20 protein-coding genes and 1 riboswitch are annotated in these 24107 nt (G+C 72.4%); of the genes, 10 read left to right on the top strand and 10 right to left on the bottom strand.

The annotated features are described in order from the left end of the window. Positions 1-23 precede the first annotated feature (23 nt). Complete coding sequence (locus NIE111_RS04070) at positions 24-1388, bottom strand: AI-2E family transporter (protein ID WP_238683094.1); 1365 nt, start codon at positions 1386-1388, stop codon at positions 24-26. Positions 1389-1493: 105 nt separating this feature from the next. On the opposite strand from NIE111_RS04070, the gene NIE111_RS04065 reads away from it, so the two are divergent. Together NIE111_RS04065 and NIE111_RS04060 are read left to right on the top strand one after the other, a co-directional pair. Continuing rightward, positions 1494-1832 (top strand): GroES family chaperonin, encoded by a 339-nt coding sequence (locus NIE111_RS04065; RefSeq protein ID WP_091402887.1) that lies wholly within the window; start codon positions 1494-1496, stop codon positions 1830-1832. Between the two features lie 93 nt (positions 1833-1925). Beyond that, complete coding sequence (locus tag NIE111_RS04060) at positions 1926-2093, top strand: hypothetical protein (RefSeq protein WP_167457715.1); 168 nt, start codon at positions 1926-1928, stop codon at positions 2091-2093. Positions 2094-2166: 73 nt separating this feature from the next. Here NIE111_RS04060 and NIE111_RS04055 read toward each other — a convergent pair whose 3' ends face one another. Beyond that, entirely contained in the window at positions 2167-3657 is a 1491-nt protein-coding gene (locus tag NIE111_RS04055) for a PrsW family intramembrane metalloprotease (RefSeq protein ID WP_238683093.1), read from the bottom strand. 23 nt (positions 3658-3680) lie between these two features. Beyond that, a riboswitch (SAM riboswitch) is annotated at positions 3681-3801 on the top strand. Between the two features lie 46 nt (positions 3802-3847). Between NIE111_RS04055 and NIE111_RS04050 the strand changes: the two genes are divergently transcribed. Continuing rightward, positions 3848-5125, top strand: a complete 1278-nt coding sequence (locus NIE111_RS04050) for an aminotransferase class V-fold PLP-dependent enzyme (protein ID WP_372488277.1) — start codon at positions 3848-3850, stop codon at positions 5123-5125. 24 nt (positions 5126-5149) lie between these two features. On the opposite strand, the gene NIE111_RS04045 is transcribed toward NIE111_RS04050, so the two are convergent. Continuing rightward, positions 5150-6385 (bottom strand): FUSC family protein, encoded by a 1236-nt coding sequence (locus NIE111_RS04045; protein WP_238683092.1) that lies wholly within the window; start codon positions 6383-6385, stop codon positions 5150-5152. A gap of 106 nt (positions 6386-6491) precedes the next feature. Here NIE111_RS04045 and NIE111_RS04040 point away from each other — a divergent pair, with 106 nt between their 5' ends. Next, positions 6492-7148: an HD domain-containing protein gene (locus tag NIE111_RS04040; RefSeq protein WP_238683091.1), complete on the top strand. Its 657-nt coding sequence runs from the start codon at positions 6492-6494 to the stop codon at positions 7146-7148. Here the strand turns inward: NIE111_RS04040 and NIE111_RS04035 are convergent. Further along, positions 7120-7404 carry a DUF4031 domain-containing protein gene (locus NIE111_RS04035; protein ID WP_112674123.1) on the bottom strand — a complete coding sequence of 95 codons (285 nt, stop codon included), beginning with the start codon at positions 7402-7404 and terminating at the stop codon, positions 7120-7122. The two genes, NIE111_RS04040 and NIE111_RS04035, sit on opposite strands and share 29 nt — an antisense overlap. Positions 7405-7472: 68 nt before the next feature. Between NIE111_RS04035 and NIE111_RS04030 the strand changes: the two genes are divergently transcribed. Beyond that, positions 7473-8873, top strand: coding sequence for an FAD-binding oxidoreductase (locus tag NIE111_RS04030; protein ID WP_238683090.1), 1401 nt, complete (start codon positions 7473-7475; stop codon positions 8871-8873). A 10-nt stretch (positions 8874-8883) separates the two neighbouring features. Here the strand turns inward: NIE111_RS04030 and NIE111_RS04025 are convergent, their stop codons facing one another. Next, a complete protein-coding gene (locus NIE111_RS04025; protein ID WP_238683089.1) occupies positions 8884-9420 on the bottom strand; it encodes a hypothetical protein in 537 nt (178 codons plus the stop codon). 88 nt (positions 9421-9508) lie between these two features. After that, positions 9509-11323: a glycerol-3-phosphate dehydrogenase/oxidase gene (locus tag NIE111_RS04020; protein ID WP_238683143.1), complete on the bottom strand. Its 1815-nt coding sequence runs from the start codon at positions 11321-11323 to the stop codon at positions 9509-9511. A gap of 251 nt (positions 11324-11574) precedes the next feature. On the opposite strand from NIE111_RS04020, the gene NIE111_RS04015 reads away from it, so the two are divergent. The 3 genes from NIE111_RS04015 to NIE111_RS04005 all read left to right on the top strand — a co-directional run bounded on the left by NIE111_RS04015 (position 11575) and on the right by NIE111_RS04005 (position 15585). Beyond that, a complete protein-coding gene (locus tag NIE111_RS04015) occupies positions 11575-14253 on the top strand; it encodes a S8 family serine peptidase (RefSeq protein ID WP_238683088.1) in 2679 nt (892 codons plus the stop codon). Positions 14254-14322: 69 nt separating this feature from the next. Beyond that, positions 14323-15258, top strand: a complete 936-nt coding sequence (locus tag NIE111_RS04010; RefSeq protein ID WP_238683087.1) for a GNAT family N-acetyltransferase — start codon at positions 14323-14325, stop codon at positions 15256-15258. 78 nt (positions 15259-15336) lie between these two features. Beyond that, a complete protein-coding gene (locus tag NIE111_RS04005; protein ID WP_238683086.1) occupies positions 15337-15585 on the top strand; it encodes a hypothetical protein in 249 nt (82 codons plus the stop codon). 56 nt (positions 15586-15641) lie between these two features. On the opposite strand, the gene groL is transcribed toward NIE111_RS04005, so the two are convergent. The 3 genes from groL to NIE111_RS03990 form a co-directional block, all read right to left on the bottom strand. Then, a complete protein-coding gene (gene groL, locus NIE111_RS04000) occupies positions 15642-17264 on the bottom strand; it encodes a chaperonin GroEL (protein ID WP_088950420.1) in 1623 nt (540 codons plus the stop codon). Between the two features lie 272 nt (positions 17265-17536). Beyond that, positions 17537-18709: a hypothetical protein gene (locus NIE111_RS03995; protein ID WP_238683085.1), complete on the bottom strand. Its 1173-nt coding sequence runs from the start codon at positions 18707-18709 to the stop codon at positions 17537-17539. 94 nt (positions 18710-18803) lie between these two features. Further along, positions 18804-19007: a cold-shock protein gene (locus NIE111_RS03990; RefSeq protein ID WP_091402914.1), complete on the bottom strand. Its 204-nt coding sequence runs from the start codon at positions 19005-19007 to the stop codon at positions 18804-18806. 325 nt (positions 19008-19332) lie between these two features. Here NIE111_RS03990 and NIE111_RS03985 point away from each other — a divergent pair, with 325 nt between their 5' ends. After that, the gene (locus NIE111_RS03985; protein WP_238683084.1) at positions 19333-19863 is read left to right on the top strand and encodes a GNAT family N-acetyltransferase; all 531 of its coding nucleotides are present in this window, start codon (positions 19333-19335) and stop codon (positions 19861-19863) included. A 240-nt stretch (positions 19864-20103) separates the two neighbouring features. On the opposite strand, the gene paaN is transcribed toward NIE111_RS03985, so the two are convergent. After that, the gene (gene paaN, locus NIE111_RS03980) at positions 20104-21777 is read right to left on the bottom strand and encodes a phenylacetic acid degradation protein PaaN (protein WP_238683083.1); all 1674 of its coding nucleotides are present in this window, start codon (positions 21775-21777) and stop codon (positions 20104-20106) included. A gap of 128 nt (positions 21778-21905) precedes the next feature. Between paaN and NIE111_RS03975 the strand changes: the two genes are divergently transcribed. After that, positions 21906-24098, top strand: a complete 2193-nt coding sequence (locus NIE111_RS03975) for a hypothetical protein (protein WP_238683082.1) — start codon at positions 21906-21908, stop codon at positions 24096-24098. Positions 24099-24107 lie beyond the last annotated feature (9 nt).

The raw sequence follows: 24107 nt of genomic DNA, 5'->3' as shown, positions 1-24107 counted from the left end.
GTGATCTGGCGGGACGCGCGGGTCTAGGGAGCCTGGGAGGCGACGACCACGGCGTCGGGCGGGGTGTCCGGCACCCTGCGGGCGGCAAGCCGGCGGACCGCCGTGTTCAGCACCGCGATGAGCGGCACGGAGACCAGCGCGCCGGTGATCCCGGCGAGGACGACACCGGCGGCGATACCGATGATCACCGCGAGCGGGTGCAGTGCCACCGCCCGGCCCATGATCAGCGGTTGGAGCACGTGCCCCTCGACCTGCTGGACGCCGATCACCACACCGAGAATGATCAACGCGGTGACCGGGCCGCTGTCGACGAGTGCCACCAGCACCGCCACGCCACCGGAGAGCGCCGCACCGACGATCGGGATGAACGCGCCAAGGAAGACCAGCGCGGCCAGCGGGAAGGCGAACGGGATGTCGAAGATGACCAGGAAGATGCCGATGCCGACCGCGTCGATGAAGGCGACCAGCACTGTCGCGCGAACGTAGGCGACGAGCGTCTGCCAGGAGGCGCGGCCGGCGTCGTCGACCTTCCAGCGGGCGGCCACCGGCAGCAACCGGACCAGGAAACGCCAGATCCGGTTGCCGTCGCGCAGGAAGAAGAACGTCGCGAAGAGCACCAGCAGCGTGCCGGTCAACACCTCGGCCAGCGTCGCGGCGGTGCTCAACGCGCCGCTGGTGAACCTCGAGGTGTTGTTGTTGATCCAGCCCTGCGCCTCGTCGATGTAGCGGTCGAGTTGCCCGTCGGAGAGGTGCAGCGGGCCTGTCTTCAGCCAGTTCTGGATCTGCCGGACGCCCTCCGAGGACTTCTCGCTCAGCTCCGGTACGCCACGAATGAACTCGTTGACCACCAGCGTCAGCGTGCCGATCACCGCGGCCAGGCCGCCGACCAGCACCACCGCCGTCGCCAGCGACCGGGGGAACCGGGCCCGCAGCAGCCAGCCCACCGCCGGGGCGAGCAGCGCGGAGAGCAGCAGCGCGATGGCCAGCGGAATGATCACGATCTTGACCGTGCCGACGATCCGCAGCAGCGCCCAGGCCACCACGCCGATCACGATCAGTCGCCAACACCACGCGGCGGCGATCCGCAGCCCGTGCGGAACGTCGGCGTCGTCCCGGCTGGAGGTGGAGCTGTGCAGGTCCACCGGGGGCTCCGCGCCGTAGACGGTGGCGCTCGACGGCGCGGTCGGCCCCGGCACCGTCGGCGACGCCACCCGGGCCGCCTCCGACGCGTCGCTCAACGCGTCACTGGAGACGCCCTCATCGGCGCGCGCCGACTCCTGTCGTGACTGGTAGGCGCGGCGAAGCCGCCCGCGTACCCGCTCGAAGCGGCTCAAGCGCACCTCCTGGCAGAAAACCCGGCCCGCCGACGGCGACAGGTCGGACAGCATACGTCCGTTCCCGACACCGTAGGGCGGTTCCGCCACACAATGCCCCGACCACCTCCGGCGTAACCACCGGCCGGCCACCGTTGGCCACACGGTAGCGTCTGCGACGTGACCGCCGACAACGATCTCGACGCCGGCCTGCCGATCCGCCTGCTGCACGACCGTGTGCTGGTGCGGATGGAGGGCAGCGAGGGCGAACGCCGCTCCACCGCTGGCATCGTCATTCCGGCGACCGCGGCGGTCGGCAAGCGCCTCGCCTGGGCCACAGCGGTCGGGGTGGGGCCGAACGTCCGCGCCATCGTCTCCGGCGACCGGGTGCTCTTCGACCCGGACGAGCGCTCCGAGGTCGAGCTGCACGGCCGCGGTTACGTGCTGCTGCGGGAGCGGGACGTGCACGCCGTGGCCGCCGAGCGGATCGAGAACGACTCGACCGGCCTCTACCTCTGACGCACCTCCCCCGGCCCTCAGGCCCTGTCGCGCACCGTTTGCCCGGCCGCACGACGGGAAGCCATCCGGCGACCGTGGCCCTGGGGAGGGACGATGCCGGTATTCGTGAAGAAGCTGTTGACCTGGGGCAGTGTCGCGTTCCTGATCTACTTCATGGCCTTTCGGCCGGACGGTGCCGCGCAGATGTTCCGGGCGATCGGGGCCGCGCTGATCGCGATGTTCCAGGGCCTCGGTGACTTCCTCACCTCGCTGCTGGCCTGAGCCGCGCTGCTGGCCTGAGCCGCGCTGCTGGCCCGCCGTCAGCGGTCAGCCGCCAGGCCGGGGGCCGCAGCTGTCAGGGGTGCGTCGGCGGCCAGGGCGACGCCGGGCGCAGGCCGGGCCAACCGGGCGGGGCGTACCCCACCGGAGCCGGGGCCGGAGCCAGCACCACGGGGATCGGCACCACCGGCTCGTCCGGTGCGTCCACAGCGCGCTGGGTGCCGTCCGGGAAGCGCAGGTGGTAGCGGCTGCCGTCCCAGACCCCCGCCGGGGCCTGCGGGTCCCGACCCACGAAGAACGACCGGTATTCGGTGATCGCGTCCAGCAGCTCCCGCTCCTCCCGGGCGGTCCGCTCCTGGTCGGCGGGTTTGCGGTCCAGGCCGCGCAACGCCCCGTCGCGCAGCAGGGCCAGCCGGGTCGCCGCGGACTGGTAACCCCGCATCGCCCGCACCCCGGCGTCGCCGGCCACCCGCCGCGCCCAACTGCGGGCGGCGTGCCGCCGGCCGAGACCGCTCAGGGCGGCCACCTCGGGCGGGCTGAGCCAGCCGGCGCGTACGTAGTCGGGTAGGACCCGCTCGGTGAGCCGCCCCTCCCAGGCGCGCAGCCACAGCGCCAGTCCCACGGTGCCGAAGAAGACCGGCACCATGAGGCCCAGGAAGCCGTACAGCATGATCATGGTCTCGCCGGTGGCCTGGGTCAGCGTGGGCAGCAGGTTCCACGTGCCGTGCAACATCATCGCCAGCAGCAGGCCGGCGATCGGGGCGAGCACCCGGATGCGCCGGTCGGCCGTCCGGGAGGCGATACCCAACCCCACACCGGTCATCGCTGTGAAAAGGGGATGGGCGAACCCGAACAGCAGGATCCGCAGGATGAAGATCGCGATGACCTGCTGGATGCCGGTGGCCGGGCCGTACCGGTCGGCGCCGGACGCGTACCCCAGACCACCCAGGTAGAGGATGTTCTCCACCATCGCGAAGCCGACCGCGGCGAGCCCGCAGTAGACCAGGCCGTCGGTGATCCCCGACCACTCGCGGCGGCGGAACACCAGCAACAGGATCGGGCCCAGCGCCTTTGTCAGCTCTTCGATGAACGGCGCCACCAGCACTCCGGTGAGCGCGGACGGCAGGCCCCAGTCGGCGAAGCGGTTGGCCGCGAAGTCGTTCACAGTGAGCGAGGCGGCGGTGGAGACGAACGCCCCCCAGGCGAAGCAGAAGATCAGATACTTGAGCGGCTCCGGTTCGTACCGGTCCAGCCAGAGGAAGCAGCCCACCAGCACCGGCACGGGCAGGATGGCGGCGACCACCCCGATCAGCAGGGCCTGCACACCGAGCGACTGGCCGAGCGTGAAGACCATGAAGACCGCGCACGCCGCGATCAACAGCACCACCCCGGCCAGCACCAGGAACCGCCGCCAGCCCAGTCGGCGCAGCGGCATCCGGGGCGTCTCACCCATGGGCGGGACGGCGGGCGCAGGCGCGGCGGCGGGCGACGGCGGCAGCGGTGAACCGGGCGGGGTGTCGGCCATGCGGTCAGCGTAGCCATCCGCCGCCGGCTGGTTCGGTCGCATCGGTAGCCGCTATGCTGCCGGCAGGTCACGAGTGCCAGCGTTCAGCCCCGGCTTGCTGGCCGGCAACCCTCGTCGAGTTCGCGGTGGGGTGCCCCGGGTGATGACCGGGCCCAGCCCGATCGGTGTGCTGGGCAAGCGCGGACCCCGTCCCGATGTCGCACCCGGGGTCCCTGACCCCGGAGGTTCCGGCGTGTCCGTCACTCTCGTCCCCTCGCTGCCCAGCCTGCCCAGCCTGCCCACGGTGCCGTCGGCGCCGTCCGCGCCGCTCGACGTCCTCGGCGTTCCCGGCGAGATCAACCTCGACTACGCGGCCAGTGCGCCGTGCGCGCGGGTCGCCGCCGACGCAGTGGCCGAGCTGCTTCCCTGGTACGCCAGCGTGCATCGCGGAGCGGGAGCGCTGTCGCGGCGCTGCACCCTCGCGTACGAGCAGGCGAGGCAGACGATCGGCGACTTCTTCGGCGCTCGCGCCGACGATCATGTGATCTTCACCCGCAACACCACTGACGCGCTCAACCTGCTGGCGCGGGCCGTGCCGGCCGGCACCACCGTGGTCACGAACGCCTCCGAACACCATGCCAACCTGCTGCCCTGGCCGCGCGGGTCGGTGCGGCTGCCGGTGCCCAGCGACCCCGACGGGGCGGTACGCGATCTCGCCGCCGCCCTCAGCGAGCTGCGCCGGGGCAGCAGCCCGGCGTTGCCGGTGCTGGTCGCGGTGACCGGTGCGAGCAACGTGACAGGTGAGCGGTGGCCGGTCGCCGAACTGGCGCGGGTGGCCCACCGGCACGGCGCCCGGATCGCCCTCGACGCCGCGCAGCTCGCCCCGCACGCCCCGGTCGACCTGCTCGCGCTCGACGTCGACTACCTTGCCGTGTCCGGCCACAAGCTGTACGCGCCGTTCGGCGCGGGCGTGCTGATCGGTCGGGCCGACTGGCTGGACGCCGCGCCGCCCTACCTGGCCGGCGGTGGCGCCACCAGCCACGTCGGGCCGGCCACCCACGACGTGACCTGGGCGACCGGCCCGGCCCGACACGAGGGCGGCACCCCGAACCTGCTCGGAGCGGTCGCGCTGGCGGCGGTGTGCAAGGCGCTCGACGAGGCGGACCAGGGCGCGCTGGCCGCCCAGGAGCAGGGCCTGCTGACCCGGCTACGGACCGGCCTCGCCGCCCTGCCGCACGTCGTCGAGCTGCGCACCTTCGGCCCGGACGCGCCCCGGGTCGGCATCGTCTCGTTCGTGGTCGCCGGCTGGGACTCCACCGAGGTGGCCGCCCGGCTCGCCGCCGAACACCACATCGGCGTACGGGACGGGTTGTTCTGTGCCCACCCGCTGGCCCGGCGTCTGCTCGGCGAGGCGGCGGGGCGTACCGGCCGGCGGGACCTGCCGCCCACCGCGCTGCGGGCCAGCATCGGGCTGGGCAGCACGGCCGCCGAGGTGGACCGGCTGCTCGCGGCGCTGGCCGAGCTGGGCTGACGCCCGACCGGCGGTTGCCAGCGCTCAGCCGACCGGCGGGGCGGTGGGTGGCTTCGGCGCCTCGCCGGGCTCGGCGGGTTCACCGACCGGGCGCTCCTGCTCTCCGAAGGCGGTGCGGATCCACCGGTTCGCCTCCTCCTGCTCGATCCCGGAGGCGACCAGCAGGTCGCTCGCGGTGGTGCGGATCTGGGCGATCACCACGCTGCCGGAGAAGCCCACCCCGGCGCCGTACGCCCGGCCGGCCTCGCTGACCGCCCGCAGCGACCGCTCCCGGGCCTTCTCCGGCTCCTCACCGGCGGCGAACTCGTGCTTGAGCAGCCGGACCGACTCGGCGAGGTGGCCGATCGCGTCCGGCATCGGATCGGGCACCGGTTCCTCGTCCTCGACCAGCGTGACGGACCGGCGGATCAGCGTGCCGCTGTTGCGCATCGCCCTGTCGATCGGGTCGGCCGCCTCGGCGTAGTGGGTCAGTTCGTCGCGGCGGTGCCAGCGGGCCGGAGAGAGGGTGGCGGTCTCCTTCGCCCCCTCGATCGCCTCGCCCAACGTGGCCAACTCCTCCTTGTTGTTGCGCAGCCTCTCCAGTGCGCCCTGGATGGTGGCGCGATTCCGGTTGCGCAGCCCGTCGGCGGTGGCGTCGAGTTGGGCGGCGAGCAGGTCCAGGGCGGGGCGGGCCGCCCGGTTGATCACGCGGAGTGGGTTCAGTGGCAGCAGCACCGCCGTGACCAGCAGCGCGATCCCACCGCCGAGGAACGCGTCGACGAAGCGGGGGATCTCCAGGTTCTGGGTCGACGGGCTCAGCGTCACGATCAGCACGGCCGTGGCCGCCGCCTGGATGACGATGGCCACGCTCGCTCCGGCGAAGATGGTGAGCAGGATCGCCACTGTGACCACCAGGCCGAGCTGCCACGCCCCGGTGCCGAGCAGGTAGATCAGGAGGTCGCCGACGGCCACCCCGACCCCCACCCCGACGATCAGCTCCACCGTCCGGCGGAACCGCTGACCGACCGACGCGGCCAGGGTGCCGACCGCGGAGATCGGCGCGAAGACCGGTTGCGGGTTGCCGAGCACCTTGTGCGAGATCAGGTAGGCCAGCCCGGCGGCCAGCCCGGCCTGTACGGCGAGTCCGCCGGCCATCCGTACCCGGTGCAACCGGTCGTGCAGGGTGGCCCGACCGCGGTGGCGCAGTTGTTCGGTGGCCTCGGCGATTCGCGCGCCGTCGATGTCCACCAAACCGTCGCGCAGCGCGGTACGTCGCACCATCGGCTGTCGCTTGTCCCGGGCCACGGCCATGGGCGCGACTACCCGTGGTGGGCCCGCTGAACCCTCCCTTCCCGCGCGGCGGGGGCCGATGCGGGAGACTCGGGCGGTGGTTGATCTGTTGGACCGGTGGCGGGCGGCGGCCCGGGGTGCCGGCGCGAGGCCCGACCCGGATACGACAAGGGCCGGGGAGCAGTTGACCGTCCGGTGGCGAGAGCCGCACCGGCACTACCACACGCTGGCCCACCTGACGGCTGTGCTCGATGTGGTGGACCAGCACGCCGACCTGGCCATTCGGGCCGACGCGGTCCGGCTGGCGGCCTGGTTCCACGACGCTGTCTACGACCCCCGGGCCGCCGGCGACGCCAACGAACGTGACAGCGCCGAACTGGCCGAGAGCGTGCTCACCGGGCTCGGAGTGCCGGCGCCCACGGTGGCCGAGGTGCGCCGGCTCGTGCTGCTCACCGCCGGGCACACGGTGACGCCGAACGACCGGGATGGCGCGCTGCTCTGCGACGCGGACCTGGCCGTTCTGGCCGCGCCGCCGGCCCGCTACGACCGTTACGCGGCGGCGATCCGCCACGAGTACGCCCACGTGCCGGAGCCGGCCTTCCGGGCTGGGCGGGCCGCCGTGTTGACCGGCCTGCTGTCGCTGCCCGCGCTGTTCCGGTCGCCACCGCTGGTGAGCCGGTGGGAAGAGCCCGCCCGGGACAATGTGCGCCGCGAGCTGGCCACCCTCACCGGGGCGCCGGAGAACGCGGGTTGACCAGGTGCTTCGGCCGACGCAGGTCGGCGGCGCGGAGCAACCGGACCAGCTCCCGGCTCGGCACCACCTGGGCGCCGAGCCACACCGCCGCCGCGAACCGATCCGCCGGGATGTCGTAGTGGTCCCGGTCGAAGCCGCGCCGGGGCGCGCCGAGCGCCTCGGCGAAGGCGTGCAGCTCGGCGTACGAGACATCACTGATCAGGTGCGACCAGAGCCGACCGCGCCACGGCCAGGCCGGCCGGTCCAGGTAGAGCATGGTGCCCAAGTTATCCCGCCCAGTCGATCATGTTGATGATCGCCGGTCGGCGACCTAGCCTCGGCTGCATGGCCCCCACCGCGCTCCTCGACGACCTGCGCGCCGCGCTCGGTGACGACGCCGTGCTCACCGACCCGGACCTGCTGCGCATGCACCAGCGGGACGAGGCCGACCTGTGCGCCGCCGGCGTCCCGCTGGTGGTGACCCGTCCGCGCGACACCGAGCAGGTGGTCGCCGTGATCCAGGCGGCGGCGCGGCACGGCGTACCGGTGGTGCCGCAGGGCGCGCGGACCGGGCTGGCCGGCGCGGCGAACGCTGTGGACGGCGCCGTGGTGCTCAGCACCGTCGCGATGAACGAGATCCGGGAGATCGACCCGGTGAGCCGGATCGCCGTGGTCCAGCCCGGGGTGGTCAACGCGGCGCTGGCCGGGGCGGTGGCGAAACAGGGCCTCTGGTACCCGCCGGACCCCGGCTCCTGGCAGTCGTCCACGATCGGCGGCAACGTGGCCACGAACGCCGGCGGCATGTGCTGTGTGAAGTACGGGGTGACCACCGAGTACGTGCTCGGCCTGGAGGTGGTGCTCGCCTCCGGTGAGGTGCTGCGCACCGGCCGGCGTACGGCCAAGGGGGTGGCCGGCTACGACCTGACCCGGTTGTTCGTCGGTTCGGAGGGCACCCTCGGCGTGATCACCGAGGTGACAGTGGCGCTGCGGCCCGCCCCGGCCGACTCACTGACCCTGGTGGCGGTCTTCCCCTCCACCGCCACGGCCGGCGCGGCGGTGGCCGAGATCGCGGCTCGCGGGCTCACTCCCAGCCTGCTGGAGTTGCTGGACCAGACCCACCTGCGGGCGATCGAGGCGTACCAGCCGATGGGTCTGCGGACCGACGCGCAGGCCCTGTTGCTGGCCGCCGCCGACACCGGTTCCCGGGCGGCGGACGACCTGGCCGTGCTGGCCGAGGTGTGCGAGGCCGTTGGCGCCGACGAGGTCTACGCGGCCACCGACGCGGTGGAGGCGGCGGCGCTGCTCCAGGCTCGTCGGCTGGCCCACCCGGCGATGGAGAAGTTCGCGGCGGACGCCTACCCGGGCGGCAACGGCGGTCTGGTGATCGACGACGTGGCGGTGCCGCGCGGCGCGCTCGCCGCGCTCCTGGACGGGGTCGCCCGGATCGCTGTCGAGTGTGCGGTGCCGATCGGCGTGGTGGGGCACGCCGGGGACGGCAACATGCACCCGAACATCGTTGTCGACCGGGCCGACCCGGCGAGCGTGGAGCGGGGCCGGCGGGCCTTCGACGAGATCATGCGGCTCGGCCTGGACCTGGGCGGCACGTGCACCGGCGAGCACGGGGTGGGGCTGCTCAAGCGGGACTGGCTGGCCCGGGAGATCGGGCCGGTCGGTGTCCGTGTGCATCAGGCGATCAAGTCGGCGCTCGACCCGGCCGGCCTGCTCAACCCGGGCAAGGTGCTCTGACCGGCTACGGTCAGCCCTTGACCTCGGCCGGGGTCGCCTGGGTGAGCAGCAGCAGGATCTCCCCGGCGACCGGCGTGAGCTCCTCACCCGGGCAGTCCTGCGAGGTGATCAGCCCGGCCGAGGTGATGAGGCTGGACGTCAGCGCGTCGATGCAGGTGGTCCTGTATCGCCGGGCCTGATCGGTCTCGTCGGCCAGCGCCGGGTTGGCGAGCAGCACCTGCAGCCGTTCGGTCAGCTCCGGTGCGAGGGTGCCCCGGGAGGTCACGCCGTCGCCGGCGCAGTCGACGCACTGCCACGCGCCGTTCCGCTCGACGCTCAGGGTGCGCATCGGCCCGTCTTCGCCGAGCCGCTGGAGCAGGCTGACCTGACCGGCGGCGACAGTGGTGGGGATCTCCAGCTGCGATCCGCCACCTGCGGGGCCGGCGGTCGGTTGCGCCACCGGGGTGCTCGGCTTGTCTCCGTCGAAAAGGGAGCACCCGGTCAGGGCGCCGACGAGCGCGACGACGAGCAGGGGTACGAGCAGACGAGGGCGCGCGCGGGGTAGCACGCGCGGAAACCTACCCCACCGTAGGTAGCGTTCGAAACCACCATCCGGGCCGGTATCGATGGTTACCCATCGGTAACGTCGCAATTCGTCATCGAGCGGACGGGCGCAGCTCCGCCTGATCGTCGTCGCCCCGGTCAGCCGCGTAACCCCGCACGTCCGGAGCGCCGAGGCGGGCCGCATCCGCCGCCGCGTCGTCCGGCATCAACTGGGACTGCCGCTCCGCCTCCACCCGCGCCCGGTAGTGCTCGACCTCGCGCGCCCGGGTGGCCGCGTCCCAACCGAGCACCGCGCCCATCAACTCGGCGGTGTGCTCCGCCGACTCCAGCCCCCGGTGGCTGGTCTCGAACGAGATCCGGGTTCGCCGGGTCAGCACGTCCTCCAGGTGCAGCGCGCCCTCGGCCCGCGCCGCGTAGGCGACCTCGGCCGCCAGATACTCCGGGGCACCCGCCAACGGGGACGCCAGCAGAGGATCGGCGTCGACAAGCGCCAGCAGGTCCAGGGTGAGGGTGCCGTACCGCTCCAGCAGGTGCTCCACCACACCCACCGGCACACCGTGCCGGCGCGCCAGGTCGGCCCGGTCCCGCCACATGGCCGGGTAGCCGTCGGCGCCGAGCAACGGCAGATCGGCGGTACGCGACGCGCGGGCGCCACCGAGCCGGCGAGCGGCCCGGTCGACCACGTCGGACGCCATCACCCGGTACGTCGTGTACTTGCCGCCGGCCACCAGCAGCAGCCCGAGCATCGGCTCGAAGACCGCGTGCTCCCGGGAGAGCTTCGAGGTCGAGTCGGCCTCGCCGGCCAGCAGTGGCCGCAGCCCGGCGTACACCCCCTCGATGTCGGCGGTGGTCAGCGGCCGGTCCAGCACGGTGTTGACCTGCTGGAGGAGGTAATCGATGTCGCGGGCCGACGCGGCCGGGTGGGAACGGTCCAGCCGCCAGTCGGTGTCAGTGGTGCCGATGATCCAGTGCCCGCCCCACGGGATGACGAAGAGCACCGAACTCGCCGTACGCAGGATGAGCCCCGTCTCGCCGGTGATCGCCGAGCGGGGCACCACCAGGTGCACCCCCTTGGAGGCGCGCACCCGGACGCCGGGCCGCAGGCCGACGTCGTTGAGCATCCGGGACATGTCGTCGCTCCACACACCGGTGGCGGCGATGACGGTGCGCGCCTGCACCTCGAACTCCGCGTCCGGCGAGCCCGACGGCGCCTCCAGGTCCCGGACGCGGACGCCGGTCACCTCGCGCGCCTGCCGGATCAACCCGACGGCGCGGGCACTGCTCACCACAGTGGCACCGAGGCTGGCCGCAGTGCGGGCCAGGGTGACCACCAGCCGGGCGTCGTCGACCTGCCCGTCGTAGTAGCGGATCGCCCCGGCCAGCGCGTCGGCCCGCAGACTCGGGAAGATCCGCCGGGCGCCCTCCCGGGTCAGGTGCCGGTGCAGGGGCATGCCCCTGCCACCGCCGAAGATCCCGGCGAAGGCGTCGTACGCGGCCACGCCGGCGCCGTAGTAGGAACGGCGGAAGACCCGGGCCGGCAGGTCCCGCAGGCCCCGCCCGGCCGGCAGCGGCACCATGATCGGCACCGGGCGTACCAGGTGCGGCGCGAGCCGGGTGGCCAGCAGACCACGCTCGGTGAGTGCCTCGTGGACCAGGTGGAACTCCAACTGCTCCAGGTAGCGCAGGCCACCGTGGATGAGTTTGCTGGACCGGCTGGAGGTCCCGGCGGCAAGGTCACGCGCTTCGACCAGCGCCACCTTCAGGCCACGGGACGCCGCGTCCAGGGCGGTGCCGGCTCCGGTCACCCCGCCCCCGATGACCAGCACGTCGAAGCGCTCGGCACGCAGTCGACGCAGGTCGGACGCACGGCGGACCGGTGAGAGCTGACCGGCGACGGATCGGGAGATATTGGGGTCGCGCACCCGTCCACCGTAACCGTCGAGCCACCGTGTCGACATTCGCCGCCCGCTCCGCACCGCGCCTACCTGCTCCGAAGCGCACGACACGTCTCGCCACCCGGCCCATGCCGACCGTTCGCAGATCTTGGACAGTTTCCGTCATCTCCTGACGGAAATTGTCCAAGATCTGCACGGTTCCTCGTAGCCCCGGAACCCGACGGTCGGGTCGAAACCCTTCCTCGTAGTCGTAAGGTTCTCGGATGCAAGGTCAACCTGCGCACCCCGGCTACAGCGACCGCAGTTCCCCGTGGCCGGTGGTCGCGGCCGTGCTGGTCGGCTGCTGGACGGTGGCGGTCACAGTGGGAACCCAGACCGGTGGCTGGCTCACCGATCAGGTGCTGCTGGGCTTCGGACGGGACCGGTTCGGCTGGCTCTGGCCGGTGCTCGGCCTGGCCACCGTCGTGCTGGCCGGCACACCCGCCCTGCTGCTGGCCCTCCTGCCCCGGTCGGGCGCGGTCCGGGCCACCGGGCGGGCCTGGTTGATCGGGGCACTCGCGCTCGGCGTGCTCACAGTGCTGCGGGTCGTGCCGCCGGTGCACCACGAGGCATACCTCGCCGCGCTGGCCGGCGCCGCGTTGCTCAGCGCGCTCGCCGTTCGTTGGTCGGCGCGCCGCTGGGCGTACCCCGGGCTGATTGGCTCGGTCCGCGGCCCGGCACCCACCGGGAACAGCGACACCACGCGGCCCGAGGCCACCGGGAACGGCGACACCACACGGCCCGCGCCCACCGGGAACGGCGACGCCACGCGGCCCGAGGCCAGCGGAGACGGCGACGCCACGCGGTCCGAGGCCGCTGGGAACGCGGAGTCGGTCGGACGGCGCGTGCGCCAGCCCGGCCCGGTGCCGCTGCTCGCTGTCGCCGCCGGGTTGGCGCTGCTGCTGCCGTGGGCCTGGCTGGGCGCGCTCGGCGGCCTCCTGGAGACCGCGCTCGCGCTGCTGGCGGCCGCCGCGCTCGGGGTGCTCGCCGCGACTCTGCTGGATGCCCCGTTCTGGTCGCTGTTCGCGGTTGGGCGACCGCCCCGGCCGGCTCGGCTGGTGCTGGTCGGCGGCCTGGTCGCCGGGGTGGCGCTGCTGCTGCTCGCGGCCGGGACCGGCCAGTCCGGCGCGCAGTTGCCCGCGCTGCTGACAGTGCCGCCGGTGGGTTTCGCACTGGCCGCGCTCTGGGCCGCGACCTGGCGGCCCACCGCCGACCCGGCCACCCCCGACCCAGCCACCACCAGCCCAGCCACCACCAGCCCGGCCACCCCCGGCCCGGCCACCGCCGACCCGGTTGAGGCCACCCGCGCCGGCCGCACGGCGACCGGCTGGCTCGTGGGCCTGGCCGTGCTCGGCCCGTTGGCCTTCACCGACCCGGAAGAGATCAGCCTGCTGCTGGTCGGCACCCGGGACATCCCGTTCTGGGTGGCGGCCGCCAGCGGCGTCGGGCTCGCCGTCGCGGTAGTGGTCGCCATCGGGTACGCGGTGCTGCTCGCCCGACGCACGGCACGCACCCCGAACAGGCGGGTCGCCGCGGTGGCGGCCGTGGTGCTGCTGGTGGCGTTCGCGGTGGTCGACCTCGGCCCCGGCCAGCCGGGCCTGTACGGCGAGCGGCTGTTCGTGGTGCTGCGTACGCAGGCCGACCTGAGCGACCTTCCGGCCGCGGCGCCGGGTCGGGCCGGGCGGGACGCCCGCGCGGCGGAGGTCTACCGGCGACTGGTGACGACCGCCGAGCAGAGCCAGGGTGACCTGCTGCGGGGGTTGAACCGGCTGCGCCTCGACCCGGTGTCGTACTACCTGGTCAACGCGGTCGAGGTGGACGGCGGCCCAGCGGTCCGTGCCTGGCTCGCCCGCCGGCCGGAGGTGGCGCGGGTGCTGGTCAGCCAGCGCCTGCGACCGCTGCCGGCCCCGGCCGGGCAGAACCGGGGCACGTTGCCCAAGCCCACCGGCCCGCAGTGGAACATCAGCCAGATCGGTGCCGACCGGGTGTGGTCCCAACTCCGGGTCACCGGCACGGGCATCGTGGTCGGCAGCTCCGACTCGGGGGTGGACGGCACCCATCCGGCGCTACGAGCCGGGTTCCGTGGTGGGGACGACTCCTGGTACGACCCGTGGGACGACACCCGGAGCCCGACCGACCAGGGCGGGCACGGCACCCACACGGTGGGCAGCGCGGTCGGGCGGGACGGCATCGGGGTGGCGCCGGACGCGCAGTGGGTGGGCTGCGTCAACCTGGACCGCAACCTGGGCAGCCCCGCGCACTACCTGGACTGCCTCCAGTTCATGTTGGCGCCCTTCCCAGCCGGCGGCGACCCGTTCACCGACGGCCGTCCGGAGCGCGCCCCGCAGGTGCTGACCAACTCGTGGGGCTGCCCGCCCATCGAGGGTTGCGACCAGCGCGTTCTGCGGCCGGCCACCGCCGCCCTCGACGCCGCCGGGATCTTCGTGGTCGCCGCGGCCGGTAACACCGGCCCGTGGTGCGCGTCGATCGACGATCCGCCCGCCCCGTACCCGGACGTGCTGACAGTGGGCGCGGTGGACGCCCAGCGGCGGGTCGCCGAGTTCTCCTCGCGCGGGCCGGTGCCGGGCGGCTCGGGTAAACCGGACGTGCTGGCGCCGGGGGTGGGGGTGGTGTCGGCCATGCCGGGCGGCACGTACGCCGCGTTGGACGGTACGTCGATGGCGACCCCGCAGGTGGCCGGGGTGGTCGCGCTGATGTGGTCGGCGAACCCGGCGCTGGTCGGTGACGTGACCCGGACCAGGCAGATCCTTCGGGACACCGCCACGGTGGCGACACCCACCTATCGCTCCGACAGCCCTTCCGACGCCTGCGGTACCCCGTCGAACGTCACCGGCGCCGGCCAGGTCGACGCCTACGCGGCCGTTCGCGCCGCCCAGCAATAGGCAGGTTTCCTTCCTGAAGCGCTGAGCCGGGCGTGCGGCTCGACAGTCGGTCATCTAGGGTCGGCGACCATGGACGCCGAGATCACCGTCACCGAGCTGACCGCCGACCTGGTCACCAGCGTCGTACAGCTCTGCCAGCAGGCTCTCGACCTGCCCGAGGACGCCGCCGAGGCGGCTTCCATCGTGGACGTGCTCTGGACCCGGGCCGCCACCGAGCGGCCGGCGGTCGGGCTGGGCGCGTACCGGGGCGCGGACCTGGTGGGGGTGCTGATCTGTTCGGTGTCGTCGACCGAGCCGGGGATCGGGCACGTGGACCTGGTCGCGGTCCTTGCGGATCAGCGGCGTCGGGGCGTCGGCCGGACGCTGCTCCAGCGGGCCGAGCGGGTGCTCGCCGAACGCGGGGCGACCGAGGTGCTGCTGGCCGGAAACCCGCCGTACTACGCGTGGCCGGGAATCGACGTCCGCTACACGCCGGCGGTCTGCGCCGCACTCGCGCTCGGCTACCAGCAGGACCGGACCGCCTGGAACATGACCGCGGACCTGTCGTACGACGGGTCGCCGGCACTGCGGTCCACCGAGGCGACGGAGCGGCGGCTGGCCGACCAGGGCGTCACGGTACGCCGGGCGGAGCCGGCGGACCTGCCGGCGCTGACCGCGTTCGCCCGGTCCACCTTCGGCGGAACGTGGGACGGTGAGCTGGCCGGGTCGGTGGGGCGTGCCGACGCCGGTTGCCACCTGGCGGAGCGCAACGGCGAGGTGCTCGGCTTCGCCGCGTACGGGTCGTCGCGGCCGAGTTGGTTCGGGCCGATGGGCACCGCGCCGGCCGCGGAGGGCTCGGGCATCGGTGGGGTGCTGTTGCGGCGCTGCCTGCGCGACCAGCGGGCGGCGGGGCTGGACCGGGCACAGATCGGCTGGGTGGGACCGGTGCCGTTCTATTCGGGTAGCGCGGGCGCGTGGATCGAGCGGGTCTTCTTCCTGTACCGGCGAACCCTACCGACGGCATAACCGGGGCAAACAGGACAAAGATCCATTCGCCCGCATCGGCCATCGACGCCCCCTACCGTTTCGGTAGAGGAGGCAGCCATGACCACGGATGACAACCAGACCGAGGACGGCCCGCCGATCACCTGGAAACCGGTGGGTGAACTCCCCGGCCAACTGCCGTTCGACAGGCTCGACTACGGCGACGCCGAGCAACTGGCCGAGATGACCACCGAGGGCGAGCCGACGGTGGCCGAGGAACCGCAGGAGATGGTGGACGCGCCGATCAAACTGCCTCCGCCGTACAGCCGGGCACAGAAGCGGCGCAACCAGCGCCCACTACCGACCTGACGACGAACGGGGCGGACCGCGTCAGCGGCCCGCCCCGTTCGGTGTCGGAACTGGACTCAGAAGTCCATGTCCCCGCCACCCGGGCCAGCCGGGGCAGCCGGGTTCTTCTCCGGCTTGTCCGCGACAACGGCCTCGGTGGTGAGGAAGAGCGCCGCGATGGAAGCGGCGTTCTGCAGCGCCGAACGCGTCACCTTGGCCGGGTCGATGATGCCCGCGGCCAGCAGGTCGACGTACTCGCCGTTGGCGGCGTTCAGACCGTGACCCGCTTCGAGGTTACGGACCTTCTCCACCACGACGCCGCCCTCAAGGCCGGCGTTGACGGCGATCTGCCGCAGCGGGGCGTCGAGCGCGACCTTGACGATGTTCGCACCGGTCGCCTCGTCGCCGACCAGGTCGAGCTTGTCGAAGGCGGTCTTGCCGGCCTGAACCAGCGCGACGCCACCACCCGGGACGATGCCCTCCTCGACGGCGGCCTTCGCGTTGCGAACGGCGTCCTCGATGCGGTGCTTGCGCTCCTTGAGCTCGACCTCGGTGGCCGCGCCGACCTTGATCACCGCAACGCCGCCGGCCAGCTTGGCCAGCCGCTCCTGCAGCTTCTCCCGGTCGTAGTCGGAGTCGCTCTTGTCGATCTCGGCCCGGATCTGGTTGACCCGGCCCTGGATCTGCTCGGCGTCACCGGCACCGTCGACGATGGTGGTCTCGTCCTTGGTCACCACGACCTTGCGGGCGCGGCCCAGCATGTCGAGGCTGGCGGCGTCGAGCTTGAGGCCAACCTCCTCGCTGATGACCTGGCCACCGGCGAGGATGGCGATGTCGGTCAGCATGGCCTTGCGGCGGTCACCGAAGCCCGGCGCCTTGACGGCGACCGACTTGAAGGTGCCACGGACCTTGTTGACCACCAGGGTGGCGAGGGCCTCGCCCTCCAGGTCCTCGGCGATGATCAGCAGCGGCTTGCCCGACTGCATGACCTTCTCCAGGATCGGGAGCAGGTCCTTCACCGACGAGATCTTGCTGTTGGCGATCAGGATGTACGGGTCGTCGAAGACGGCCTCCATACGCTCCGGGTCGGTCATGAAGTAGGCCGAGATGTAGCCCTTGTCGAAGCGCATACCCTCGGTGAGCTCAAGCTCCAGCCCGAAGGTGTTGCTCTCCTCGACGGTGATGACGCCTTCCTTGCCGACCTTGTCCATCGCCTCGGCGATGATCTCGCCGACGGTGCTGTCGCCAGCGGAGATGGAGGCGGTGGAGGCGATCTGCTCCTTGGTCTCGACGTCCTTGGCGAGCTTGGACAGCTCCTCCGAGACGCTCGCGACAGCGGCCTCGATGCCCCGCTTCAGGGCCATCGGGTTGGCGCCAGCGGCCACGTTGCGCAGGCCCTCGCGAACCAGGGCCTGGGCCAGGACGGTCGCCGTCGTCGTGCCGTCACCGGCAACGTCGTCGGTCTTCTTGGCGACCTCCTTGACCAGCTCAGCGCCGATCTTCTCGTACGGGTCCTCGAGCTCGATCTCCTTGGCGATGCTCACACCATCGTTGGTGATGGTGGGGGCACCCCACTTCTTCTCGAGCACGACGTTGCGGCCCTTGGGGCCGAGGGTCACCTTTACGGCGTCGGCGAGCTGGTTCATGCCCCGCTCGAGGCCGCGGCGCGCCTCTTCGTCGAACGCGATCATCTTGGCCATACGGCGTTGTCCTCCTGGACACTCACGGGCCACCCGAGATGTGTGCCCCGGATGGGCCGCCTGGTGTACGCACCTTGGGACGTCGCCACCTGGCGACGACGACGTCCTTCGGCCGGGCCGGATAGCCCGCGACGACCGGCCATGTGCCGCCCCGGTGTCTCCACACCGGTGCAACCTGGCCCCACCGTCCCGACCATTGGCACTCACGGTATGCGAGTGCCAATGACTTGTTTAGCACTCTCACCTGCCGAGTGCAAGCACGATGCCGCCGCTCAGCCGAGTTCCGCAGCCAGTCCGGCGCTGTTCACCGGTGCCTCATGGGCACGCTGCTCGGCGTACGTCACCAGCAGACCGATCATCTGCGCGAGGTGGGCCGGCAGGGCCAGCACGGCGGTGATCCCGATCACCACCACCGCCCCGGCGGCGGTACCCGCCGAGGAGAACGGATCCGTTCCGAGCGGGGAGGTGCCGATTCCTTCCAGGGCACCGGGGATCAGGGTGCCGACGATCACCGCGGCGGCCACCAGGGCCACCCGTCCGAGCAGCAGGCCGAGCCGGTCGTGGAACATCCGGAACGATCGACCGATCGGGTTGTGCCGTTCGAAGAGATAGACCGGGCCGGCCATGCTCAGCGCGAAGGCCAGGTAGATGCCCGGCAGCACGCAGAAACAGAAACCGACGCCGATGAGCAGACTGATCAACAGGGTCCAGCCCCACAGCCCGAGTGCCCGACGCAGGCCGTAGCGCAGCGCGGCCTCCAGGCTGGCCGGCTGACCGGCCGCCTGCTGGGTGATCACCCAGGTGCCGGCGGCCCACCCGACGGCCTGCACCAACCCGACCACCACACTGCCGCCGACCAGCAGGACGAGGAGGCTCAGCAGCTCGGCGGCGAAATTGTCCGGCAGCGCGGGGGTCGACGTCGATTCGGCCTGGGCGGCCCACTTCGCCGATGGGTCCAGCCCGAGGGAGACCACCGAGAGCACCGCCGCAGGCAGCACCTGGGTGAGCAGCATGATCGGCACCAACTGCCGCCAGCCCCGGCGCAGCGCTCCCCCGCACCGGTCGAACCAGCCGCCGATGCCGGCGCCGGGCGGCGTGACCAGGGCGTCGTTCGGGTCGAACCCGTGACCCGGCGGGTACCAGCCGACGGGCGGCCCCGGATACCACGGCTGCCCGCCGTAGGGACCCGACCCGGGCGGGTAACCCCCGGTGGGCGGGAACGCCCAGCCCTGCGGTGGCGGGGCCGCACCCCAGGCACCCTGCGCGGGATCCCAGCCGGGCGGCGGGGCGGCGGGGCCGGAGGACGGGCCGGCCGGAGGCATGCCCGGCCCCCAGCCGGGGGGCGGACCGGCGTGGCCGGGGCCGCCGGCTTGCGAGGACGGATCGGACGGGTCCGGCTCCCCCGACCCGGAGGAAGGAGTGTGCGGGGGTGGCTGGTCGGTCATGAACGCTCCTCAGCTTTGGCTGGAACGGTTCACGATCTTCCCGGCTGAGTGCCCCTGCCGCAGCCCCAACTCACGGGCCGATCGGCCAGGAAGCTCAGCCGATGACGCGTACGTGCTCCGCCTGTGGGCCCTTCTGGCCCTGGGTGATCTCGAACTCGACCCGCTGACCGTCGTCCAGCGCCTTGTAACCGTCCATCTCGATCGCGGAGAAGTGAACGAACACGTCCTGACCGCCGTCGACGGCGATGAAGCCGTAGCCCTTTTCGGCGTTGAACCACTTCACGGAGCCCTGTGCCACGGTGCACTTCCCTCACTCTGCCCGGCGTTGCCTGATTCGGCGCACGGCACGGCCGGGCGCCCCGGACCACCGACTCAGTGATCGATGACCGCCATTGAATTAGGTGGCCGAAATCGCACGCTACACGAGGAGTGACGGCCGCGCACTGCCACAAATCAGACACACTTCGGGGCGTCCCGAGCGCGCTGATCGGCCGGGTTCCCCAGCCATCGGATTCGCCCGCGTCATTGCGGAGAGGGGCAGGGTCGCAGGGCAGCCCTCGAGATGATCGCGATCGGGCCCAGCTCGCGAAACGCCATCTCTGCCCTGTGGTAGGCATGCGGACATGACCACCGACATGGGCTCGCCGGCCCTACGGCTCGCGGAGATCCGCCGGGTCCGGCCGGAGGACGCCGCCCGGATGCGGGCGCTGCGCCTGGAGATGCTCGCCGACGCGCCGTTGGCCTTCCTGGAGACCCTGGCGGACGCGGCGGCCCGACCGCACAACGAGTTCGCCGCCCGGGTCGCGTACACCTCGGCCGGTGCCGGTAACGCGCAGTTCGTCGCCGACCCGGGCGGCCGGCTGGTCGGGCACGCCGGTGGTACGACCCACCCGAACGAACCGGGGCTGACCGTGATCTACGCCGTGTACGTCACGCCGACCTGGCGCGGCAGCGGCCTGCTCGGCGAGCTGATCGACGGGGTGGCCGCCTGGTCGCGAGCCTGTGGCCGACCTGACCTGCTGCTGGAGGTGGTGGTCGGCAACGACCGCGCCTACCGCGCCTACCAGCGCCTGGGCTTCGAGGACACCGGGGTACGAGTCCCCCACCCGAACATCCCAGCCCTCACCGAGCTACAGATGCGCCGAACAGCCTGACCCACAAACCACCTCCAACGATCACCACCGCCACGCGGACGGCCGGCGCGCGCCGCCCAGCCGTGATGATCACGCTCGATCCAGGATGTAGTGGTCATCATCCGACCAGAGGCCACTACTTCCTGGGTCGAGCACGATCATGGGAAAAGCAGAGGCTCCGGGCCGGACACGCCGACGACCACCGCGCCCACGGCGGGTTTCCGGGGGGCCCGCCCCGGAAACCCCCACCGCGACTAGAGATCAAACATGACGCCGCGACTGCACGATCCGGAACCGGTTCGCCACATAAGCCCCGTCGGTCAGCGCCGAGTTGGCCGCCGCGTTGGCCCCACTGCCGTGGAAGTCGGAGAACGCCGCCGACTGGTTGACGAAGACGCCCCCGGTGAGGTTGCAGGACAGGTGAACCCCGACCTCGACCGCCACCGCCTCGGTTGCGTCAAGCACTGCCTCGTCGGTCGAGTAGACCCCGGCGGTGAGCGCGCCCTTCTCGCCGACCGTCCGGCGCAGCAGCTCCAGGCTGTGCGTGGTGGAGTCGGTAGCGATGGCGAACGAGATCGGCCCGAACCACTCCCGGCCGTACGTCTCCGCGTCGTCAGCGGCCAGCTTCACGATCGTCGGGGTACGCACCACCGCGTCGGCGTACGACGGGTGGGCCACGGCCCGCGACTCCAGCACCGGCTCGCCGACCTTGGTCACCTCGGCCAGCCGCTCCAGCACCCCGTCGTTGACGATGGCGCCGGTCAGCTCCACACCTCGGGCCGGGTCGGCGGTGAGCTTGCCGACCGCTGCGGCGATTCCGCCGGCCACCTCGTCGAAGCTCTTGTGCCCCTGGTCGGTCTCGATGCCCCCGGCCGGGATGAGGATGTTCTGGGAGGTGGTGCACATCTGCCCGCTGTAGAGGGTCAGCGTGAACCCGAGGTTGCGGCACATGCCGGCGAAGTCGTCGGTGGAGTCGATGACGACGGTGTTGAGGCCGGCCTTCTCGGTGTAGACCGATGCCTGCCGCGCGTGCGTCTCCAGCCAGTCGCCGTACTCGGTGGAGCCGGTGAAGTCGACGATCCGGATCGCCTGGTGCAGGGCCAGGTCGCTGGCGAGCTTCTCACCGGGCGCCTCGGCCGCGAGCATGATCAGGTTCGGGTCGAACCCGGCCTCGGCGAGCACCTCCCGGGCGTACTTCACTGTGATGGCCAGCGGCAGCACCGCGCGCGGGTGCGGCTTGACGATCACCGGGTTGCCGGTGACCAGCGAGGCGAACAGCCCAGGGTACGAGTTCCAGGTCGGGAAGGTGTTGCAGCCGATCACCAGCGCCACCCCACGCGGCACCACGTGGAACGTCTTGGTCATCCGCAGCGGGTCGCCCTTGCCGGCGGCCTTCTCCCAGCCGGCCGTGCCCGGGTGCCGGGTCATCTCGGCGTACGCGTACGCCAGCGCTTCCAACGCCCGGTCCAGCGCGTGCGCGCCACCGGCCTGGAAGGCCATCACGAACGCCTGCCCGCTGGTGAACTGCACAGCGTTGGCCAGCTCGAAGATGTGCTTGTGCAGCCGGTCGAGGATCTCCAGGCAGACGCCGACCCGGGCCTGCGGGCCGGCGTCGCGCCACGCCGGCAGCGCGGCGGAGGCGGCGCTGATCAGCTCACCGGGGCCGGCGTGCGGGTAACGCACCGCCAACTCCACCCCGAACGGGCTCGTCTCGGTGGCGACCCGAACGCCCGCGCCGGGCTGGTCGAGCGGGAAGTCACCACCGAGGTACGCCTCGAAGGCGGCCTTGCCGTCGGCGGCGGCAGTCTCGCCGTACACCCGGGGGCTGGGGGATTCGGGATAGGCGGACCAGTAGCCCCGCTCCGTGATCGCGGTCAGCGCACGGTTGAGGGTGTCGGCGTGCCTGTCGTACAGGGGATGCGGGGTCTCCGTCATGCCCGCCATCATGCCGCAGTCCGGTCCGCGAGCAGAAGCGCCAATGGCCGACGGCACGAGGTTGCTCGCGGCGGCAGCGGGTAACCGCGGGCCTCCGGCCAGGAAAGCCGGCCAGGGGAGGGCGGCGGGTGAGGATCACCGAGATCCGGGTGCACGGGGTCGCCGACAAAGGGCCCGAGACGATCCTCGACCGACCGATCGTCGCGCGGGTCGCGGGAGACGACAACGCCGGCTTCTACCGGCCGCGGCCCGGCTACGGTGCCGCCGCGGACCGCAACGGGGTGACGCTTGAGGCGTACCGCTGGAGCAGGCTGACCGGCGGGACCGCCACCCGGACGTTCTCCCTGGTCCTGCTCTTGCCGTTCATGCTCAGCAACATCGCGGCCTGGATGCTGCCGGTCACCGGACGCGGCGGCCACGCCGCGCGGGCGCTGTGCCGACTGTTGGCAGCGACGATGACCGCGATGTACGTGCTCTCCACCGTCGGGGTGTCAGTCGACCTGATCGCGTGGCAGTGCGCGGCCTACCCGAGGTGCCTGGAGGGGCGGCGGGAGTTGTCGTGGCTGGGCGACGTGCCGCCCGGGCAGCGGCTGGCGCTGCTTGCCGTACCGCCGATCATCGCGATCTTCCTGATCTGGCGACTCGGTGCCCGGAGCTGGCAGCTCCCCGAGGACAGCGACCACGCGCCCGGGGTGGGTGCGGACCGGCTCGACGCGCCCGCTTTCTGGGACACCCGCTCGCTGCTGCGCCGCCTGCGCTCGGTTCACGTCGCGGTGGCGTTGGGCACGCTCGACATCACTCTGCTGTTGGTCCTGGCACCGCACGACGCGACGGTGCCCGGCTGGCTGCTGCTGGCCGCGGACGTGGCGCTGCTCGCCGGCGCGGTGGTGCTGCTCTGCCGGCCGGCGATAGAACGTCGCGGAGAGCAGGACCAGCGGAGTTCACGGACGATCCGCTGGGTGGCCGTGGCGCTCACCGCGCTGACAGTGGGCTACGCGGTGGTGCCACGGTCGCCGTGGAAGGCCGAGGGGATGTTGCCGGGGTACGGGCTGCTGGTGGCCGGGCTGTTCGCCGGGCAGGTGGTGCTGCTCGCGATGCTCGGCCTGGTGGTGGCGGTGCAGCGCCGTTCCCTCCCCCGCCCCTTCTTCCTGCTGGCCGGGTTGGGGGCGCCGGTGCTGATAACTGTCGCGATCGGGCTGGGCGTCGCCTACTCCTCGGGCCTGACCTACGGGCTCGCCGAGTATCTGGACCGTGGGTCCAGCCCGACGCCCGCACGGCCGCTGCCGCCCGGCGCGCCACCGTTGTCGCCGCCGATCGCCTACCGCTGGGTCACCCTCGGCTTCACCCTCGCAGTGCTTCTGGTGGTCGTGACGGCAGTGCTCGTGCCCCGGCTTCGCCGTGCTCGTCGCCGTCGGGAGGCCGAGGAGCTGATCCGGCGGGACTATCCGGAAGCCTCTCGGGCGGCCCCGGAACGGGTCCGGGCCGTCCGCGACGCGGTCGTGCGCGCCCGGCTGACGGATCGGCTCGGAGGGCTGTTGGCCACCGCGTACGTGGTGTTGGCGCTGCTCACCCTGGCTGCGGCCGGGCTCTCGGTGATCGGTCCCGGCCCGGGTGTGCTCGCGCTGCGACTCGGCGGCGAGTCGCTGGCCCGTCCGGTGATCTTCGTGACCGACCTGGGCGCCCTGCTGATCGGGTTGTTCGCCACGGTCCTCGCGATAATGGGACTTGTCGCCTACCGTTCCGGCGCGATCCGGCTGGTCGGGGTGCTCTGGGAGCTGGCCACCTTCTGGCCGCGTGCCGCGCATCCGCTCGCCCCGCCGTGCTACGTCGAGCGGGCGGTCCCCGAGCTGACCCGCCGGATCGGGCAGCTCACCGCCGACGGGAACGCGGTGCTGCTGTCCGGGCAGAGTCACGGCAGCGTGCTCGCGGCGGTGACGATCCTTCAACTGCCCGACCACTGCCGCCGGCGGGTGGCCCTGCTCACCTACGGCTCCCCGCTCGGCAACCGGTACCGGCGGATCTTCCCGGCGTACGTCAGCGACGAGATGTTGCGCGAGGTCGGCAGCCGGTTGGCCTGGCGGTGGATCAACCTGTGGCGGTACACCGACGCGGTGGGCGGGGCGGTGTTCGTCCCGTTCGTCGACGGACCCGACGACCCCGCCGCCCGGGTCGACCGTCGGGTACGGGATCCGAAAGGGCTGCTGATCCCACCGACCGACACCGTGCCTCCGCCGGTGCAGGGCCACCGGTTCACTCCCGACGACGACTTCCACGCCGCGGTCGGCGAACTGGTCGAGCGCCTGGAACGGACGGACGGGTGACCTGTCGAC

Source organism: Micromonospora hortensis (assembly GCF_022230935.1).
GTDB lineage: Bacteria > Actinomycetota > Actinomycetes > Mycobacteriales > Micromonosporaceae > Micromonospora > Micromonospora hortensis.
The sequence above is the reverse complement of the archived record's forward strand: the minus strand, read 5'-3'. Positions and strand labels throughout refer to the sequence as shown.

Coding starts and splice junctions, on each gene's coding strand:
- NIE111_RS04010 (WP_238683087.1), top strand. CDS start 14,323: ATGGACGCCGAGATCACCGTCACCGAGCTGACCGCCGACCTGGTCACC.
- NIE111_RS03995 (WP_238683085.1), bottom strand. CDS start 18,709: ATGACCGACCAGCCACCCCCGCACACTCCTTCCTCCGGGTCGGGGGAG.
- NIE111_RS04060 (WP_167457715.1), top strand. CDS start 1,926: ATGCCGGTATTCGTGAAGAAGCTGTTGACCTGGGGCAGTGTCGCGTTC.
- NIE111_RS04035 (WP_112674123.1), bottom strand. CDS start 7,404: ATGCTCTACCTGGACCGGCCGGCCTGGCCGTGGCGCGGTCGGCTCTGG.
- NIE111_RS04070 (WP_238683094.1), bottom strand. CDS start 1,388: ATGCTGTCCGACCTGTCGCCGTCGGCGGGCCGGGTTTTCTGCCAGGAG.
- groL (WP_088950420.1), bottom strand. CDS start 17,264: ATGGCCAAGATGATCGCGTTCGACGAAGAGGCGCGCCGCGGCCTCGAG.
- NIE111_RS03985 (WP_238683084.1), top strand. CDS start 19,333: ATGACCACCGACATGGGCTCGCCGGCCCTACGGCTCGCGGAGATCCGC.
- NIE111_RS04005 (WP_238683086.1), top strand. CDS start 15,337: ATGACCACGGATGACAACCAGACCGAGGACGGCCCGCCGATCACCTGG.
- NIE111_RS04055 (WP_238683093.1), bottom strand. CDS start 3,657: ATGCGACCGAACCAGCCGGCGGCGGATGGCTACGCTGACCGCATGGCC.
- NIE111_RS04045 (WP_238683092.1), bottom strand. CDS start 6,385: ATGGTGCGACGTACCGCGCTGCGCGACGGTTTGGTGGACATCGACGGC.
- NIE111_RS04015 (WP_238683088.1), top strand. CDS start 11,575: ATGCAAGGTCAACCTGCGCACCCCGGCTACAGCGACCGCAGTTCCCCG.
- NIE111_RS04030 (WP_238683090.1), top strand. CDS start 7,473: ATGGCCCCCACCGCGCTCCTCGACGACCTGCGCGCCGCGCTCGGTGAC.
- paaN (WP_238683083.1), bottom strand. CDS start 21,777: ATGACGGAGACCCCGCATCCCCTGTACGACAGGCACGCCGACACCCTC.